This is a genomic window from Sphingomonas elodea ATCC 31461 (assembly GCF_000226955.1).
Classification (GTDB): domain Bacteria; phylum Pseudomonadota; class Alphaproteobacteria; order Sphingomonadales; family Sphingomonadaceae; genus Sphingomonas; species Sphingomonas elodea.
Map to the genome: position 1 here is coordinate 1 of NZ_AGFU01000104.1, position 12798 is coordinate 12798.

General features: G+C 67.2%; 15 protein-coding genes. 5 read left to right on the forward strand and 10 right to left on the reverse strand.

Annotated elements, in window-relative coordinates:
• A partial coding sequence (locus KK7_RS21275; RefSeq protein ID WP_010546223.1) for a methyl-accepting chemotaxis protein occupies window positions 1-679 on the forward strand: 679 nt, incomplete at its 5' end.
• A gap of 77 nt (window positions 680-756) precedes the next feature.
• On the opposite strand, the gene KK7_RS23280 is transcribed toward KK7_RS21275, so the two are convergent.
• The 5 genes from KK7_RS23280 to KK7_RS0119025 all read right to left on the reverse strand — a co-directional run bounded on the left by KK7_RS23280 (window position 757) and on the right by KK7_RS0119025 (window position 3864).
• Window positions 757-1386, reverse strand: coding sequence for a PEPxxWA-CTERM sorting domain-containing protein (locus KK7_RS23280; RefSeq protein WP_010546224.1), 630 nt, complete (start codon window positions 1384-1386; stop codon window positions 757-759).
• 187 nt (window positions 1387-1573) lie between these two features.
• On the reverse strand, window positions 1574-1879 hold the full coding sequence (locus tag KK7_RS23700; protein WP_010546225.1) for a hypothetical protein: 306 nt from the start codon (window positions 1877-1879) through the stop codon (window positions 1574-1576).
• A 21-nt stretch (window positions 1880-1900) separates the two neighbouring features.
• Window positions 1901-2083: a transcription factor jumonji jmjc domain-containing protein gene (locus KK7_RS23705; protein ID WP_010546226.1), complete on the reverse strand. Its 183-nt coding sequence runs from the start codon at window positions 2081-2083 to the stop codon at window positions 1901-1903.
• Complete coding sequence (locus tag KK7_RS0119020; RefSeq protein WP_010546227.1) at window positions 2080-2799, reverse strand: SapC family protein; 720 nt, start codon at window positions 2797-2799, stop codon at window positions 2080-2082. The genes KK7_RS23705 and KK7_RS0119020 overlap by 4 nt, the downstream gene beginning before the upstream one ends.
• A gap of 222 nt (window positions 2800-3021) precedes the next feature.
• Window positions 3022-3864, reverse strand: a complete 843-nt coding sequence (locus KK7_RS0119025; RefSeq protein ID WP_010546228.1) for an HpcH/HpaI aldolase/citrate lyase family protein — start codon at window positions 3862-3864, stop codon at window positions 3022-3024.
• Between the two features lie 128 nt (window positions 3865-3992).
• On the opposite strand from KK7_RS0119025, the gene KK7_RS0119030 reads away from it, so the two are divergent.
• Window positions 3993-5591: a family 43 glycosylhydrolase gene (locus tag KK7_RS0119030; RefSeq protein ID WP_010546229.1), complete on the forward strand. Its 1599-nt coding sequence runs from the start codon at window positions 3993-3995 to the stop codon at window positions 5589-5591.
• Window positions 5592-5636: 45 nt separating this feature from the next.
• Here the strand turns inward: KK7_RS0119030 and KK7_RS0119035 are convergent, their stop codons facing one another.
• From KK7_RS0119035 to KK7_RS23065, 4 genes are read right to left on the reverse strand one after another with little or no spacing between them, the layout of a single operon-like run.
• The gene (locus KK7_RS0119035; RefSeq protein ID WP_010546230.1) at window positions 5637-6416 is read right to left on the reverse strand and encodes an SDR family NAD(P)-dependent oxidoreductase; all 780 of its coding nucleotides are present in this window, start codon (window positions 6414-6416) and stop codon (window positions 5637-5639) included.
• 13 nt (window positions 6417-6429) lie between these two features.
• Window positions 6430-7620: a zinc-dependent alcohol dehydrogenase gene (locus KK7_RS0119040; protein WP_010546231.1), complete on the reverse strand. Its 1191-nt coding sequence runs from the start codon at window positions 7618-7620 to the stop codon at window positions 6430-6432.
• Window positions 7620-8213: an SRPBCC family protein gene (locus tag KK7_RS0119045; protein ID WP_010546232.1), complete on the reverse strand. Its 594-nt coding sequence runs from the start codon at window positions 8211-8213 to the stop codon at window positions 7620-7622. Before KK7_RS0119045 ends, KK7_RS0119040 begins: the two co-directional genes overlap by 1 nt.
• 17 nt (window positions 8214-8230) lie before the next feature.
• Window positions 8231-8380, reverse strand: coding sequence for a hypothetical protein (locus KK7_RS23065; protein ID WP_158000039.1), 150 nt, complete (start codon window positions 8378-8380; stop codon window positions 8231-8233).
• 176 nt (window positions 8381-8556) lie between these two features.
• Here KK7_RS23065 and KK7_RS22140 point away from each other — a divergent pair, with 176 nt between their 5' ends.
• Complete coding sequence (locus KK7_RS22140; protein WP_083836146.1) at window positions 8557-9216, forward strand: NAD-dependent epimerase/dehydratase family protein; 660 nt, start codon at window positions 8557-8559, stop codon at window positions 9214-9216.
• Window positions 9217-9971: 755 nt separating this feature from the next.
• On the opposite strand, the gene KK7_RS22730 is transcribed toward KK7_RS22140, so the two are convergent.
• Entirely contained in the window at window positions 9972-10229 is a 258-nt protein-coding gene (locus tag KK7_RS22730; protein WP_138984002.1) for a hypothetical protein, read from the reverse strand.
• A 171-nt stretch (window positions 10230-10400) separates the two neighbouring features.
• Between KK7_RS22730 and KK7_RS0119065 the strand changes: the two genes are divergently transcribed.
• Both KK7_RS0119065 and KK7_RS0119070 read left to right on the forward strand, forming a co-directional pair.
• Window positions 10401-11135 carry a Crp/Fnr family transcriptional regulator gene (locus KK7_RS0119065; RefSeq protein WP_010546235.1) on the forward strand — a complete coding sequence of 245 codons (735 nt, stop codon included), beginning with the start codon at window positions 10401-10403 and terminating at the stop codon, window positions 11133-11135.
• Between the two features lie 111 nt (window positions 11136-11246).
• Window positions 11247-12798 (forward strand): phosphocholine-specific phospholipase C (locus KK7_RS0119070; protein WP_040599367.1); only part of this gene is annotated, 1552 nt, incomplete at its 3' end.

The window sequence follows — 12798 nt, forward strand, 5'->3', positions numbered from 1 at the left end:
CGAGGACGGCCGCACCATCACCGATACGGCGGTGCAGGCGATGAACCGCGTCGCCGATGGCGCCAAGGGCATCGACAGCGTGATCGAAGGCCTGGACAAGATCGCCTTCCAGACGCGCGTCCTCGCGATGAACGCCGCCGTCGAGGCAGGCCGCGCCGGCGAGGCAGGCCGCGGCTTCGCCGTGGTCGCCGACCTTGTCTCTCAGCTGGCGATGCGCTCCGAGGAGGAAGCCAGCCGTGCACGCGACCAGCTCAGCGCCACCCAAAAGGACATCGTCGAAGCGGTGCAGACGGTGCAGCAGGTCGAAGGCGCGCTCGGCACCATCTCGGGTGCGACCAGCGAAGTTCACCAACTGGTGACGACAATGGCGACCGACAACCAGGCCCAGGCATCGGCAATCTCGCAGATCGCCAGCGCGGTGCAGACCATGGACCAGAGCACCCAGCAGAACGCGGCGATGGTCGAGCAGACCTCGGCCGCGGCGCGCAACCTTCATGCTGAGGTCACGAACCTCAGCGATCAGGCCGGCAAGTTCCAGGTCGGCGGGATGCGGGCACCGCGCACGCCGCCCGCGCGCCCTGCTGTCGCCGTGCGCGGCACCGGCTATGTCTCGCCGGTGAAGCCGCTGCCGGTCGCGGCGATGGCCAGTGCCGATGCCGGCGAATGGGCGAGTTTCTGATCTCGCGCCTTCACTGCACAACAGAAAACGGCCGGGAGAGCGATCTCCCGGCCGTTTCCATGTTTCGGAGCCGGCGCTCAGGCGGCGGCGAGACGGGTCGCCTGCGACCGGCGGCGCAGGGCGGCACCGGCAAAGCCGAAGCCTGCGATCATCAGGCCCCAGCTGGCCGGTTCCGGCACGCCGCTCGGGCCGAACACCACGTTCACCTGCGCGGTACCGATCGTGGCACCGGCGAGATTCGGGGCACCCAGCGTCGAGGTGAAGGCGGCGGCCGCCTCGTTGGTCAGCGTCAGCGTCGAGTTGGCGCCGAGGTTGAACAGCGAGACCGTGCCGAGGCCGGTGCCGTTGGCGGTCGCGGAGCCGCGCACGACGTTGTTGGCGGTATCGACCACGAAGTCGCCGATGCTGAGCATGTTGGCGCCCGACATGAAGTTCAGGCCCGAACCATTGTGTTCGACGAGCAGCGCGCCGGTCGAGTCATTGCGGGTACCACCCGTCGCGAGGAAGGTGGCGACGATGTCGTTGCCGAGCAGGAACGAGCTGGCGGTACCATAGGTCGACAGCGTGTAGCCGAGCGACTGGAAGGTGCTGGTAGCGGTGAGATCGACGGCGGTCGCGCCGCCAAGGATCGGGGCGGCCGAAGCCGCGACGGGAGTAAGCGACAGGCCCGCAACCAGGGCTACTGCGCCAAGAGCGCCTTTAATCATCCGCGAAATCCTCCTGAACAAGGTGGTACAGGCCGGCAGCGGATACACGCACGCGATCCGCATCCCGGCACCGCACGAACCTTGCGGCGGCAGGGCGGGTTCCTGCACATTATCGTGGATTCATCTCCGTTTAACGATTTTTGTTAACGGCCCCTGTCCCCGTGGCCATCTGGCGCACGAAGCGGTTCTAGCGGTTGAGCCGGTGCAGCAGCTGCGCCCGCAGCCGCCGTGTCTGCATCGCATCGATCGGCGCCAGCGGACCGTGCGCTGCTTCGGGCAGATGGACGGCAGGCCGCACCGCATCGCCGAACACATAATAGTCGAACACCGCCCGCCACGCCGCCTTCTCGGACGCAGGCCGATCGCGCAGGCTGAGCAGCGCGTGGAGCAGCGTGATCTGCGGCTCGCGGCGCCTGGTGAAGTTCAGGCCGGTGACGCGCTCGTCATAGAAGAACCGCCCCTGGATCTCCGGCGCGCCGGTGAACGTCACCACCGGGCGACCTGCGTCGAACCGCTACAGCAGGTCCATCGCGGCGTCGGCCGAATGCTGCCCCGCCTGCACCAACGGCCAGTGCGCGGCCACGCCCTTCAGGATCACCGGCACCTGCCCGGCCAGCAGTTGCCCGAACGGGATGGCATCGGGCGCGACGCCCTCCACCACCCGCACGGCAGGGGCTGTGCCGGCCAGCGCGTTCATCGTGCCGCGCCCGCCTTCTTGCGCTCGATCAGCGTGCTGATATTGCCGAGCGAGGACGCGACGAGGTGCGCGAGCCCGAGCAGGTTGGCCCGGTGCAGCCGCTCGACCGACCCGAGGTCCAGCGTCTCCAGACGCTCGCGCGACAGCATCTGGAAGCCGTCGATGCGATAGCGCTGCTCGTCATGCAGCGTCACCTCGATGACATTGGCCTCCAGCAGACCGAGTTCCTGGAACAGCGCATAGGCCGGTGCCGCCGCGCCCATGCCGGCATGGATCCGGCTCAGCACGCGGGAGACATGCTCCAGATAGCGGCTCGCCCCGCCCTGCGGCAGGAACAGCGGCTCGCCCGCGTCCGTGCCGACCCGCGGATCGTCGAGATCGATATGCACGGTCGGCCCTTCCTCGGGCTCGGCACCGTCCCCGGCAATGCCGATCGAAAACGGCCCGCGCTCCTGGAGCGCAGGGATGTAGCGGCTGGTCCAGTGCGTGCCGTCGAAGAACAGGTTCTCGTCGCGGTCGAGCCCGGTGAGTGCCACCGCCTGCAGCCCCTCTTCCGGCACATCGCGGAACAGGATCGGGAACTCGCGTTGCACGGCCTCGAATTCGGTGGGAAAGATCAGGATCTGGTTGGCGGCATCGCCGAAGTCCGCACCATGGCGGAAGGCGACGCGAAGGTCCTGGTGGAGCACATCGTCCAGCGCGACCGGTCTCGTCATTCGAACATCATCCAATTGGCCGGGCAACCGGCCCGGCGTGCGGGCGACCATGGCGCAAAGCCGCCCTGCCCTCAACCGCCGGCACCGCGGTGGCCGCCGACCACGGCAAGCGCGCCCGGGGCGAGCTGATGGCCGTTCAGCGTGATGCGGTCGTACGGCGGACCGACGCTGCGGACGGTTAGCTGCGAGCCTTCGTCATCCGCCGCCGCAGGGCGGGCCCTCCTATTGCGCCCGCGCGAGCAGACGTTGGGCCTGTTCCAGATGCGGGCGATCGATCATCCGCCCGTCCAGCTTCAGCGCCCCGGCGTCGGGATTGGCGGCGAAGGCGTCCACGATCGCCTGTGCGGCGGCAAGCTCGGCGGCGCTGGGCGTGAATCCCTGGTTGATCGCCTCGATCTGCGCCGGGTGGATCGCCAGCATGCCCGTAAATCCGTCGCGGCGACCGCGGGCGACATAGCCTGCCAGCCCCTCGGCGTCGGCGATGTCGGGATAGACGGTCTCGATCGCGGCCACCCCCGCGGCATGGGCGGCGAACAGCGCCAGCGACCGCACCATCGCGAAAGGCGCGGTGTAGCTGCCGTCGGGCTCGCGCGCGCTGGCGGCACCGATCGCCGCCGGCAGATCCTCCGCCCCCCAGGTAAGGCCTGCGAGATGCGGCGCGACGTCGCCATAGCTGCCCAGCTGGAACAGCGCAGCCGGCGTCTCCGTCGCGATCGGCAGGATCGGCGGGCAGGCCGCGCCTGCTTGCGCGACCATGGCGACCAGCGTGCGGACGGCGCTCGCCCCATCGGCTTTGGGCAGCACCAGTCCGGCCGGGCGACAGGCGGCGACGGCGGCCAGATCCTCGGGGATCGCGGCGGTGCCGAGCGGATTGACCCGGACGAAGCAGGGCGTCTCGGGGGTGTCGGCCAGCCACTCGATGATCGCCGAGCGGGCGAAGCCCTTGCGCTCCGCCACGACCGAATCTTCCAGATCGAGGATCAGCGCGTCGGCGCCGCTTGCCGCCGCCTTGGCGAAACGTTCCGGCCGATCGCCGGGCACGAACAGAAGCGACCGCAGCCGCATGACCTTTTCCTCCCCTGTTTCCTCGCCCCATGGCAGCAACATCGCCGATTGCCAATCGCTCGACTTGCATGGCTCCCGATGAGACCATAGCGTTGTTACCGGTGTCAAAAGGAAGGCAGGAGAGGACGATGCGGATCAGCCGGCGAGGCGCGTTTGGCGCGGCGATGGCGGGATGGATGGCGGGCCGCCTGGGCAGCGCGGACGCGCAGGCCCGCCCCGCCCCCTCCCTCCCGGTCGCGGACTGGCGGCGCGGCGTCGACAACCAGCGCATCGCCGATATTGGCGACGGCCGCTTTCTCAATCCGCTGCTATCCGGCGACCGGCCCGATCCCGCGATCCTGAAGGACGGCGGCGACTATTACATGACCTTCTCCAGCTTCGATTCCTATCCGGGGCTGACCATCTGGCACTCGCGCGACCTGGTGAACTGGCGCCCCCGCAAGGCAGCGCTCACTCGCAATATCGGCTCGGTCTGGGCGGTCAGCCTGGACAAGCATGACGGAAGATACTTCCTGTACGTGCCGGTGAAGGCGAAGCCGAACGACATCCATGTGCTGACCGCCGACCATATCGACGGTCCCTGGAGCGATCCCGTGCCGCTGGGCCTCCACGCCCATATCGACCCCTGCCACGCCGTCGGCGAGGACGGGTCGCGCTGGCTGTTCCTCTCCGGCGGGGACCGGGTGCGACTCGCGCCCGACGGGCTCTCGGTCACGGGGCCGGTCGAGCATGTCTACGATCCCTGGCGCTATCCCGAGGACTGGGTGGTGGAGGGCTTCTCGCCGGAGGGGCCCAAGATCCACCGTCATGGCGGCTGGTTCTACATGATTACCGCAGTCGGCGGCACGGCAGGCCCGCCGACGGGTCATATGGTGATCGCCGCGCGATCGCGCTCGATCCATGGCCCGTGGGAGAATTGCCCGGCCAATCCGCTGGTCCGCACGGTGAGCGGCGCGGAGAAATGGTGGTCGCGCGGTCACGCCTCGCTGATCGAAGCCCCGGACGGCAGTTGGTGGTCGGTCTATCATGGCTATGAGAACGGCTTTCTCACGCTGGGCAGGCAGGCACTGCTCGATCCGATCGAATGGACCGCCGATGGCTGGTTCCGGATGAAGGGCGGCGACCTGTCCCGCCCCTTGCCAAAGCCACGCGGCGGCACGGCCTTGCCCCATGGCCAGCGCCTGTCGGACGAATTCGACCGTCTCGAGCTTGGCAGCAAGTGGAACTTCTTCCGCCCGGCGCCCGACGAGGCGCGCCGCGCGCAAGCGGCGGGGGGCGCGCTCGTGCTGAAGGCCCGCGGCACCGCGCCGAGCGATTCTTCCCCGCTCATGCTGATCGCAGGGGATCCGGCCTATCAGTTCGAATGCGACGTGGAACTCGGCACCGGCACCACCGCGGGGCTGCTGCTCTTCTACGACGACAAGCTCTATTGCGGGCTGGGTTTCGACGAAAAGCGCTTCGTCACCCACCAATATGGGATGGAGCGCGGCCGCCCGGCCAATCCGCACGGGCGGCGAATGCGCATCCGGGTGACCAACGATCGGCACATCGTCTCCTTCCACACCAGCGGCGATGGCGGCGCGACGTGGAAGCGGTTCGATCGGGGGATGGAAGTATCGGGCTACCACCACAATGTGCGCGGCGGCTTCCTGATGCTGCGGCCCGCGCTCTACGCAGCCGGCGATGGCGAGGCACGGTTCCGGGATTTCCGGTTCCGCGCTCTTTGAAGGCGAGCATCCCCTTTCCCCGTGCGGGAAGGGGATGCTTGCTGGTCACGCGCCGCTGCCGGGCTCCGCGATCTTGCGGTGCTGCTCGGCGGTAACCGACTGCGGGAGCACGCCCGCACCCGCCACCTGCAACTTGTTCGAGATGCCGGACACGATGTTGTCCGTGCCCTTCATCAAGGCGGTCCAGCCATCCTTGGCAACGTCCGCAGGGTCGGACTTGCTCTCGCTCTGCCCGACCTTGGTGTCCATCATGCCGGCGCGTTCGAAGAACGCCGTCTCCACCGGCCCCGGCAGCAGGGTAGTGATGGTGATGCCCTTCACATCCTTCAGCTCGTTGCGGATCGCCGCGGCGAAATTGTCCACGAACGCCTTGGTGCCGTTATAGACCGCCTGGAAACTGCCCGGGATCCAGCCAGCGATCGAACCGGTGATCAGCACCTTGCCCTCCCCCGCGTCACGCATCTGGCGCAGCACCTTCTGGAGCAGATAGACGGTGCCGGTCACGTTGGTGTCGATCACATGCCGCCACTCGGAGACATCCTGATCCAGAAAGCCCCCGCCCAGGCCATGCCCGGCATTGGCGCAGAGCAGATCCACCCGGCGCCCGCCGGCGGCCGACAGCAGTCGGTCGACGCCCTCGACGGTCGAGAGGTCGGTCTCGACCGACTGCACGTCGACACCCTCGCCCTTCAGCGCCGCCGCGGCATCGACCAGCGGGGTGTCGCCCACCACCAGCAGGTCATAGCCGTCGCGCGCCGCGAGCCGTGCCAGCTCCAGGCCGATGCCGCTCGAGGCACCGGTCACGATCGCAAATTTATTCGCCATGTTTCGTGCCTCCTTATTCGGCCGCCAGCGCCATGCCGGGCTTCAGCACGACCTTGGTCACCTCATTCTGGTTGTCGTGGAACATCTTGTAGCCCTGCGGCGCCTGCTCCAGCGGCAGAATGTGGCTGATCAGGAAGGTCGTATCGATCTTCTCTTCCAGGATCGCATTCAGCAGCGCCGGCATGTAATGCTGGACATGCGTCTGCCCCGTCTTGAGCGTCAGCCCCTTCTCCATCAGCGCGCCGAGCGGGAATTTGTCGACGAAGCCGCCATAGACGGCCGGCATCGAGACGCGCCCGCCCTTGCGGCAGGCGAGGATCGCCTGGCGGATCGAATGGATGCGATCGGTGCCGAGAAAGGTCGACTTCTTGATCTGGTCGAGCACGTTGTCGACGAAGAAGCCGTGCGCCTCCAGGCCGACGCTGTCGATCACGGCATCCGGGCCGATGCCGCCCGTCATCTCGAACAGCGCCGCCGCCGTATCCGTTTCCTCGAAGTTGATCGTCTCCGCACCGAAGCGACGGGCGAGTTCGAGACGACGCGGGAAATGGTCGATCGCGATGACGCGCTCGGCGCCCATCAGGAAGGCCGATTGCACCGCGAATAGCCCCACCGGGCCGCAGCCCCACACCGCAACGGTGTCACCCGGCTCGATCTCGGCATTTTCCGCTGCCATCCAGCCGGTGGGCAGGATGTCGGATAGGAACAGCACCTTGTCGTCCTCGATGCCGTCGGGAATGACGATCGGGCCGACATCGCTGAACGGCACGCGGACATATTCCGCCTGTCCGCCCGCATAGCCGCCGGTCATGTGGCTGTAGCCGAACAGCCCCGACATGGGCTGGCCGTACATTTCCTGTGCGATGTCCTGGTTGTCCGCGGGCAATCCGTTCTCGCAGGCGGAATATTGATGCTTGCCGCAATGATAGCAGGAGCCGCACGAGATGGTGAACGGCACCACCACACGCTGTCCCTTCTTGAGCGTCGAGCCGGCGCCGACCTCGACCACCTCGCCCATGAATTCATGGCCGAGGATGTCGCCCGCCATCATCGTCGGGATAAAGCCGTCATAGAGGTGGAGGTCCGATCCGCAGATCGCGGTCGAGGTGATCTCGATGATCGCATCGCGCGGGTTGAGGATCTCGGGATCGTCCACCGTATCGACGCGAACGTCATGCTTGCCGTGCCAGGTGAGTGCGCGCATCAGTTCCGCTCCTCCTCGAGCTGTTGCCGGGTGCGCGACGAGGTTGCGATCTCGCCGGTTTCCATGCGTTGCTTGAAGCGCCGCAGGTCGCGCTGCGCCTGCATCTTCGGCTCGCGCTGGAAGATGCGGGAAAGGACGCGGCCGAACGTTCCGAATGGTTGGTCGTAGTTGATCGTGGCCACCACCACGGTGCCGCGATTGCCGGCGTCGCGGAACTCGATGCGGCCGCTGTTGGGAATGTCGGCGCCCTCCTCGGACGCCCAGGCGATCAGTTCGCCCTCGCGGTCCTCGGTGATGCGCGAATCCCATTCGACCAGGCCGCCACCGGGCGATTTCACCACCCAGTGGCTACGTTCGCGATCGAGCACCTCGATGCGCACGACATTGTCGAGGATCGGCGGCAGGTTACTGAAATCGCGCCAGAAGGCGTAGCATTCGTCGCGCGGGCTATTGATCGTCACCGCGCGGGCGACCAGCTTGTCGCCGCGCCGGACGATCAGGCTGTCGGTCGCCCGATCCATCGCCTCGCGTTCGTTGTTGGCAGTACTCAGCGGCGCATCGTCCTGCGACGCGCGGTTCATCGTATCGGCCATAAAGCCTCCGTTCGCGGTCAGCCCTGCGGCGAGCCGGGCAGTTTCGGGGGAAGGTCGTCATCACCCTCGGCGGGAGCCGGGGTGGACGTGGCGGCGGGGTTGGTCTCGGTCGAGCCGGGGTCGCGCTGCTCTTCGCGCACCTCGGGATCGTTCGGCGGGGCGGCCATGATCCAGTCTCCTGCACTTGGGGAGGAAGTGCCTAGGGAAACCACCGGCAGGGGCGCTGGTTGCAAATTTTATTGCGCTGAAGTGGGTTAGCTCGGGTTCGACAGATGCTAGCCGCCCCTCCCCTCCCGCGTGCGGGGATCGGAAGAACAGGAAGAGGTGATGGGTCTACCGCCCGTTGATCCGGTCCAGCACCTCCGCCGAGCGGGCGAAATGCTCAGCATATCGGCACCACCCCCTCGATCCGCCCGCCTGCGCGGAACAACGACGAAAAGACCCCGATCCTGGTGGCGGGCGGCGCGGCCTGATCGGCTCCCGCCTCTGCGCGGAACTGCACGACCGTGGCGAACAGGGGGTGTGCCTGGACAATCTCCAGACCTCGAATCGTTCCAATCTGAACGCGCTGGAGGGCCGTACGGGCTTCGAGTTCGTCCGCGGCGACATCATCGGGGAACTTCCCGTGACCATTCGGGACCGGGCGCATCGCTTCAAGCAGATCTACAATTGCGCGTGCGCTGTCATGCCACCGCACTATCAGGTCCATCCCCAGCACATGATTATAACCGGTATGGTTACAACTAGCCCTAGGCTGCAGCTGGCATCCCGGGCCGGCGCACCGTTTCTGCTCGCCTCCACCTCGGAAACACATGGCGATCCCGAAATGCACCCGCGGCGCGAGGACTATCGCGGCTGGGTCAGCTGTACCGGCCCGCGCGCCTGCCAGGATGAGGACAAACGTGCCGCCGAGGCGCTCGCCTGTGACCTTTGCCGCACCGCCCGTGCCGAAGTCCACGTGGCGCGTATTTTCAACACCGACGAACCGGATGCAGGTGGATGATGGCCGGGCGCTCTCGAACCTGATCGCGCAGGCCTTGTCGGGCAAGCCGCGGACCCTTTACGGCGACGGCATCGGAACCCGAAACTCCCACTAGATATCGGATCTCGTAGAATGCTCAGTTCCGCTAATAAATAGCGATATCATCTGTGTGAAGCCAGTAACATTCTGCAAAACCTATAAAATCACGGCAGACACGTGACAAAGAGCGTAGCAGCGCTAACCGACACAACGTCTGCTATTGCGTATCATCCGCTACTCGTCGCCGACCCACGCCGCCGCACGACGGACATCGATCGCACGCCGCGCGTGCCGCCCGCCGAACGGCTGGCGCAGACCTGCGCATGGTTCGGCCGCGTCATGGCTGGGCCGGTCGCCGCGCGGGCGTGGCGGGAGGAATCCGCGGAATGATCGGCTGGCCGCCGCGAACGGTTGCATCCTCCCTGACCCTATTGCCGTAATTTCCTGTGCCGGAAAGCGAGCTAAGTCCGTACCGTCGCGTCCCACCCTGCCGCATGCCCCCCGGGACGCGGCACCCGGGGCGAGGAACCCGTCTGCAGCAGGAGTGGTGCGGGATGAAAAGCCTCAACCCAATCGACAGCTCTGCGCAGTAGATCGAAAACCATTCTGGTTTGACGCACGCGAGGCCGAGGCGCAGCGCCGCGGCCGGTATGAAACCCTGCTCGCCGTCCCCCCGGCAGCCCGCGTGCACCTTCGGTCGACCGTGAGCTGCTGGTTCAGGAGACGCTGCGCACCCCTCACTTCGGCGACGCGGCGGGCTTTCGGGTCGATGGTCCCGCCTGTCGCTTCCACACGCCCGCTGCGATGCTGGTCGCCTGCCGCTGCAGGAACTTGCGACCAATTCGACCAAGTTCGGCGTGCGGGGTGCCGCGACGCACGAGCAGGCGCTGCGAATTTGGTGGCGACAGAGCGTCGATGACGTCGAATTCTCGTGGCGCAAAACCGGCACTTCGATCCTTCACCTCGCCAAATCGGTCCGAAATGGACTTGTTCAATCGCCAATGGAGTTGGAACCCCCTCACTATTTCAGCCGGGCGATCAACCTCAGATTACTTACCGGAAACGTACAATTTTCCGCAATGACCCCCTATCCTGCTTGTAGGCATTGATCCTTGTTAAGATGATTATTGTGAACCCCGGTCGTGTCGGGGCGTTGGCCGCAGATTATGCTGAACCATCCTCCCCATGTGGGGGCGGCCCCCATCAGCCGTCTCGGCGCCTTCGCCTCGCTGAGCGAGGACGAGCGCCGCGCGCTCCGGCTGGCATCAGAAATCCCGCACCGCCTCGCGGCCTCACGTGACCTCTTCCATGCCGGTCAACGCACCGGCGGCTCGCTGATCGTCCTCGACGGCTGGCTCGGCCGAGTGAAGCTGTTCAGCGACGGGCGTCGGCAGATCCTCAGCTTTCTCCTCCCCGGCGACGTTATCCAGGAGCCGCGTACCTTTCAGCCGGTTGCCGTCAGCACGATCACCGCCCTGTGCGATACAATACTGTGCCCTGCGCCCGCCGCGGAAGATGAGGGGCTGCGCGAGGCCTATGCGGTCAGCGCGGCGCTCGATGAAGCCAATCTCATGCGCCAGATCGCCCGGCTGGGCCGAATGAGCGCCTATGAGCGCATCCACGACTGGCTGTTCGAGATGCACGAACGACTGATGCTGGCGGGCCGGGCCGGGCCGGACAGCTTCGCCATGCCGCTTACCCAGGAAACGCTTGCCGATGCCCTCGGGCTGACCAGCGTACACGTCAACCGCACGCTGCAATCGATGCGTCGCGACAATGTGCTCGAATGGCGCGGCGGGGTGATCCGCCTGAAGCACAAAGGTGCAAGCGCGCGCGCCACGGGCCAGCGGGGCGCGATCGGCACGGCCCATGTGCCGGCGGGTACCGCCCCCTTGCGCTAACGTCGCCGGGCCCGGCGATATCGCTGCACCGCCTGCCGGCCCCGTCATCAACCCGTCACGCACGTTCGGCACCCGCCGGGGCGTCGAGACAGGACGGGGTTGGTGATGGACATGACGGGCAGAACGACACGGCGGGGCGTGCTGAAGCGCGGCCTCGGGGCAGCAGCCGCCGCGACGCTCCCTGCCGCGATCGCCCGGGCGGCGGCGATCCCCGCCGACGTGCGCAGCGGAACGATTGCGGACGTCGCCCATGTCGTCATCCTGATGCAGGAGAACCGCAGCTTCGATCATTATTTCGGCACGATGCGCGGGGTGCGCGGCTTCGGGGATCCGCTTGCGCTGCCGCTGCCGGGCGGACGGACCGTCTGGGCGCAGGAGGCCGAGGACGGAAGGCTGGTCGCGCCCTTCCACCTGGCGACGCGGGAACAGTTCGCGCTGATGCGGGTCGCCGGCACGCCGCACAGCTGGCCGGACGCGCAGGCCGCCTGGGATCAGGGACGGATGGCCGGCTGGGCCGCGGCCAAGACCGATCGGGCGATGGGCCATTACGCCCGCGACGACCTCGCCTTCCAGTTCGCGCTGGCCGAACAGTTCACGCTTTGCGACGCCTATCACTGCGCGGTGCACACCGGCACCAATACCAACCGACTGTTCCTGTGGACCGGCACCAACGATCCTGCCGGCACGCTGGGCGGCCCGGCGATCGGCAATTCGCATGACGAACTGCCCGAGAAGGGCGGCTATCCGGACTCCTATCGCTGGACCACCTATCCCGAGCGCCTCCAGGCAGCCGGGATCGACTGGCGTATCTACCAGGACATGGCGGACAATTTCACCGACAATCCCCTGGTCGGCTTCGCCGCCTATCGCCAGGCCCGGCCGGGATCGCCGCTGCACGAGCGAGCGCTGACCACGCATGGCCTTGATCGGCTGCGCGCGGACGTGCTTGCCGGGCGATTGCCGCAGGTGTCGTGGATCATTGCCGATGCGAAGGGCAGCGAGCATCCCTCCCCCTCCAGCCCTGCCCAGGGCGCCGCCTATACCGCCGCGGTGATCGACGCCCTGACCTCGAACCCGGCGGTATGGGCACGCACCGTGCTGATCGTCAATTTCGACGAGAATGACGGGTTTTTCGATCATGTGCCGCCGCCCGCCCCGCCGTCTCCTGATCCGGCCGCGCCCGGCGGGCTGGCCGGCACCTCGCAGATCGGCGCAGGCGACGAGTATCACCGCATCGCCAGCGTCGCCGATGCCGCCGCCGAACGCTCGAACCTGATCGGGCGTCCCTATGGCCTGGGTCCGCGGGTGCCTTGCTATATCGTCTCCCCCTGGAGCCGCGGCGGCTGGGTGAATTCGCAGCTGTTCGACCACACCTCCATCCTCCGCTTTCTGGAAGCGCGGTTCGGCGTGGCCGAGCCCAATATCTCCGCCTGGAGACGTGCGGTGTGCGGCGATCTCACCAGCGCCTTCGACTTCCGCAGCCCGAACCGGCCCGTGCCCGCCGCCCTGCCGGATCCCCGGCCGGTCGCCGCCCGCGCGGCGGCACTGCAGCACCAGCCCGAGCCGCGTGCGCCCATCGCGACGGGCGCCGCTCCGGCACAGGAACCGGGCATTCGCCCCGCACGCGCCCTGCCCTACGCGCTCGACGTGCACGAAGCCGCGC

Bases quoted from the DNA above. Each gene is read 5' to 3' on its own strand.
- KK7_RS23280 (WP_010546224.1), bottom strand. From the start codon at position 1,386: ATGATTAAAGGCGCTCTTGGCGCAGTAGCCCTGGTTGCGGGCCTGTCG.
- KK7_RS23705 (WP_010546226.1), bottom strand. From the start codon at position 2,083: ATGAACGCGCTGGCCGGCACAGCCCCTGCCGTGCGGGTGGTGGAGGGC.
- KK7_RS0119020 (WP_010546227.1), bottom strand. From the start codon at position 2,799: ATGACGAGACCGGTCGCGCTGGACGATGTGCTCCACCAGGACCTTCGC.
- KK7_RS0119025 (WP_010546228.1), bottom strand. From the start codon at position 3,864: ATGCGGCTGCGGTCGCTTCTGTTCGTGCCCGGCGATCGGCCGGAACGT.
- KK7_RS0119030 (WP_010546229.1), top strand. From the start codon at position 3,993: ATGCGGATCAGCCGGCGAGGCGCGTTTGGCGCGGCGATGGCGGGATGG.
- KK7_RS0119035 (WP_010546230.1), bottom strand. From the start codon at position 6,416: ATGGCGAATAAATTTGCGATCGTGACCGGTGCCTCGAGCGGCATCGGC.
- KK7_RS0119040 (WP_010546231.1), bottom strand. From the start codon at position 7,620: ATGCGCGCACTCACCTGGCACGGCAAGCATGACGTTCGCGTCGATACG.
- KK7_RS0119045 (WP_010546232.1), bottom strand. From the start codon at position 8,213: ATGGCCGATACGATGAACCGCGCGTCGCAGGACGATGCGCCGCTGAGT.
- KK7_RS23065 (WP_158000039.1), bottom strand. From the start codon at position 8,380: ATGGCCGCCCCGCCGAACGATCCCGAGGTGCGCGAAGAGCAGCGCGAC.
- KK7_RS0119065 (WP_010546235.1), top strand. From the start codon at position 10,401: ATGCTGAACCATCCTCCCCATGTGGGGGCGGCCCCCATCAGCCGTCTC.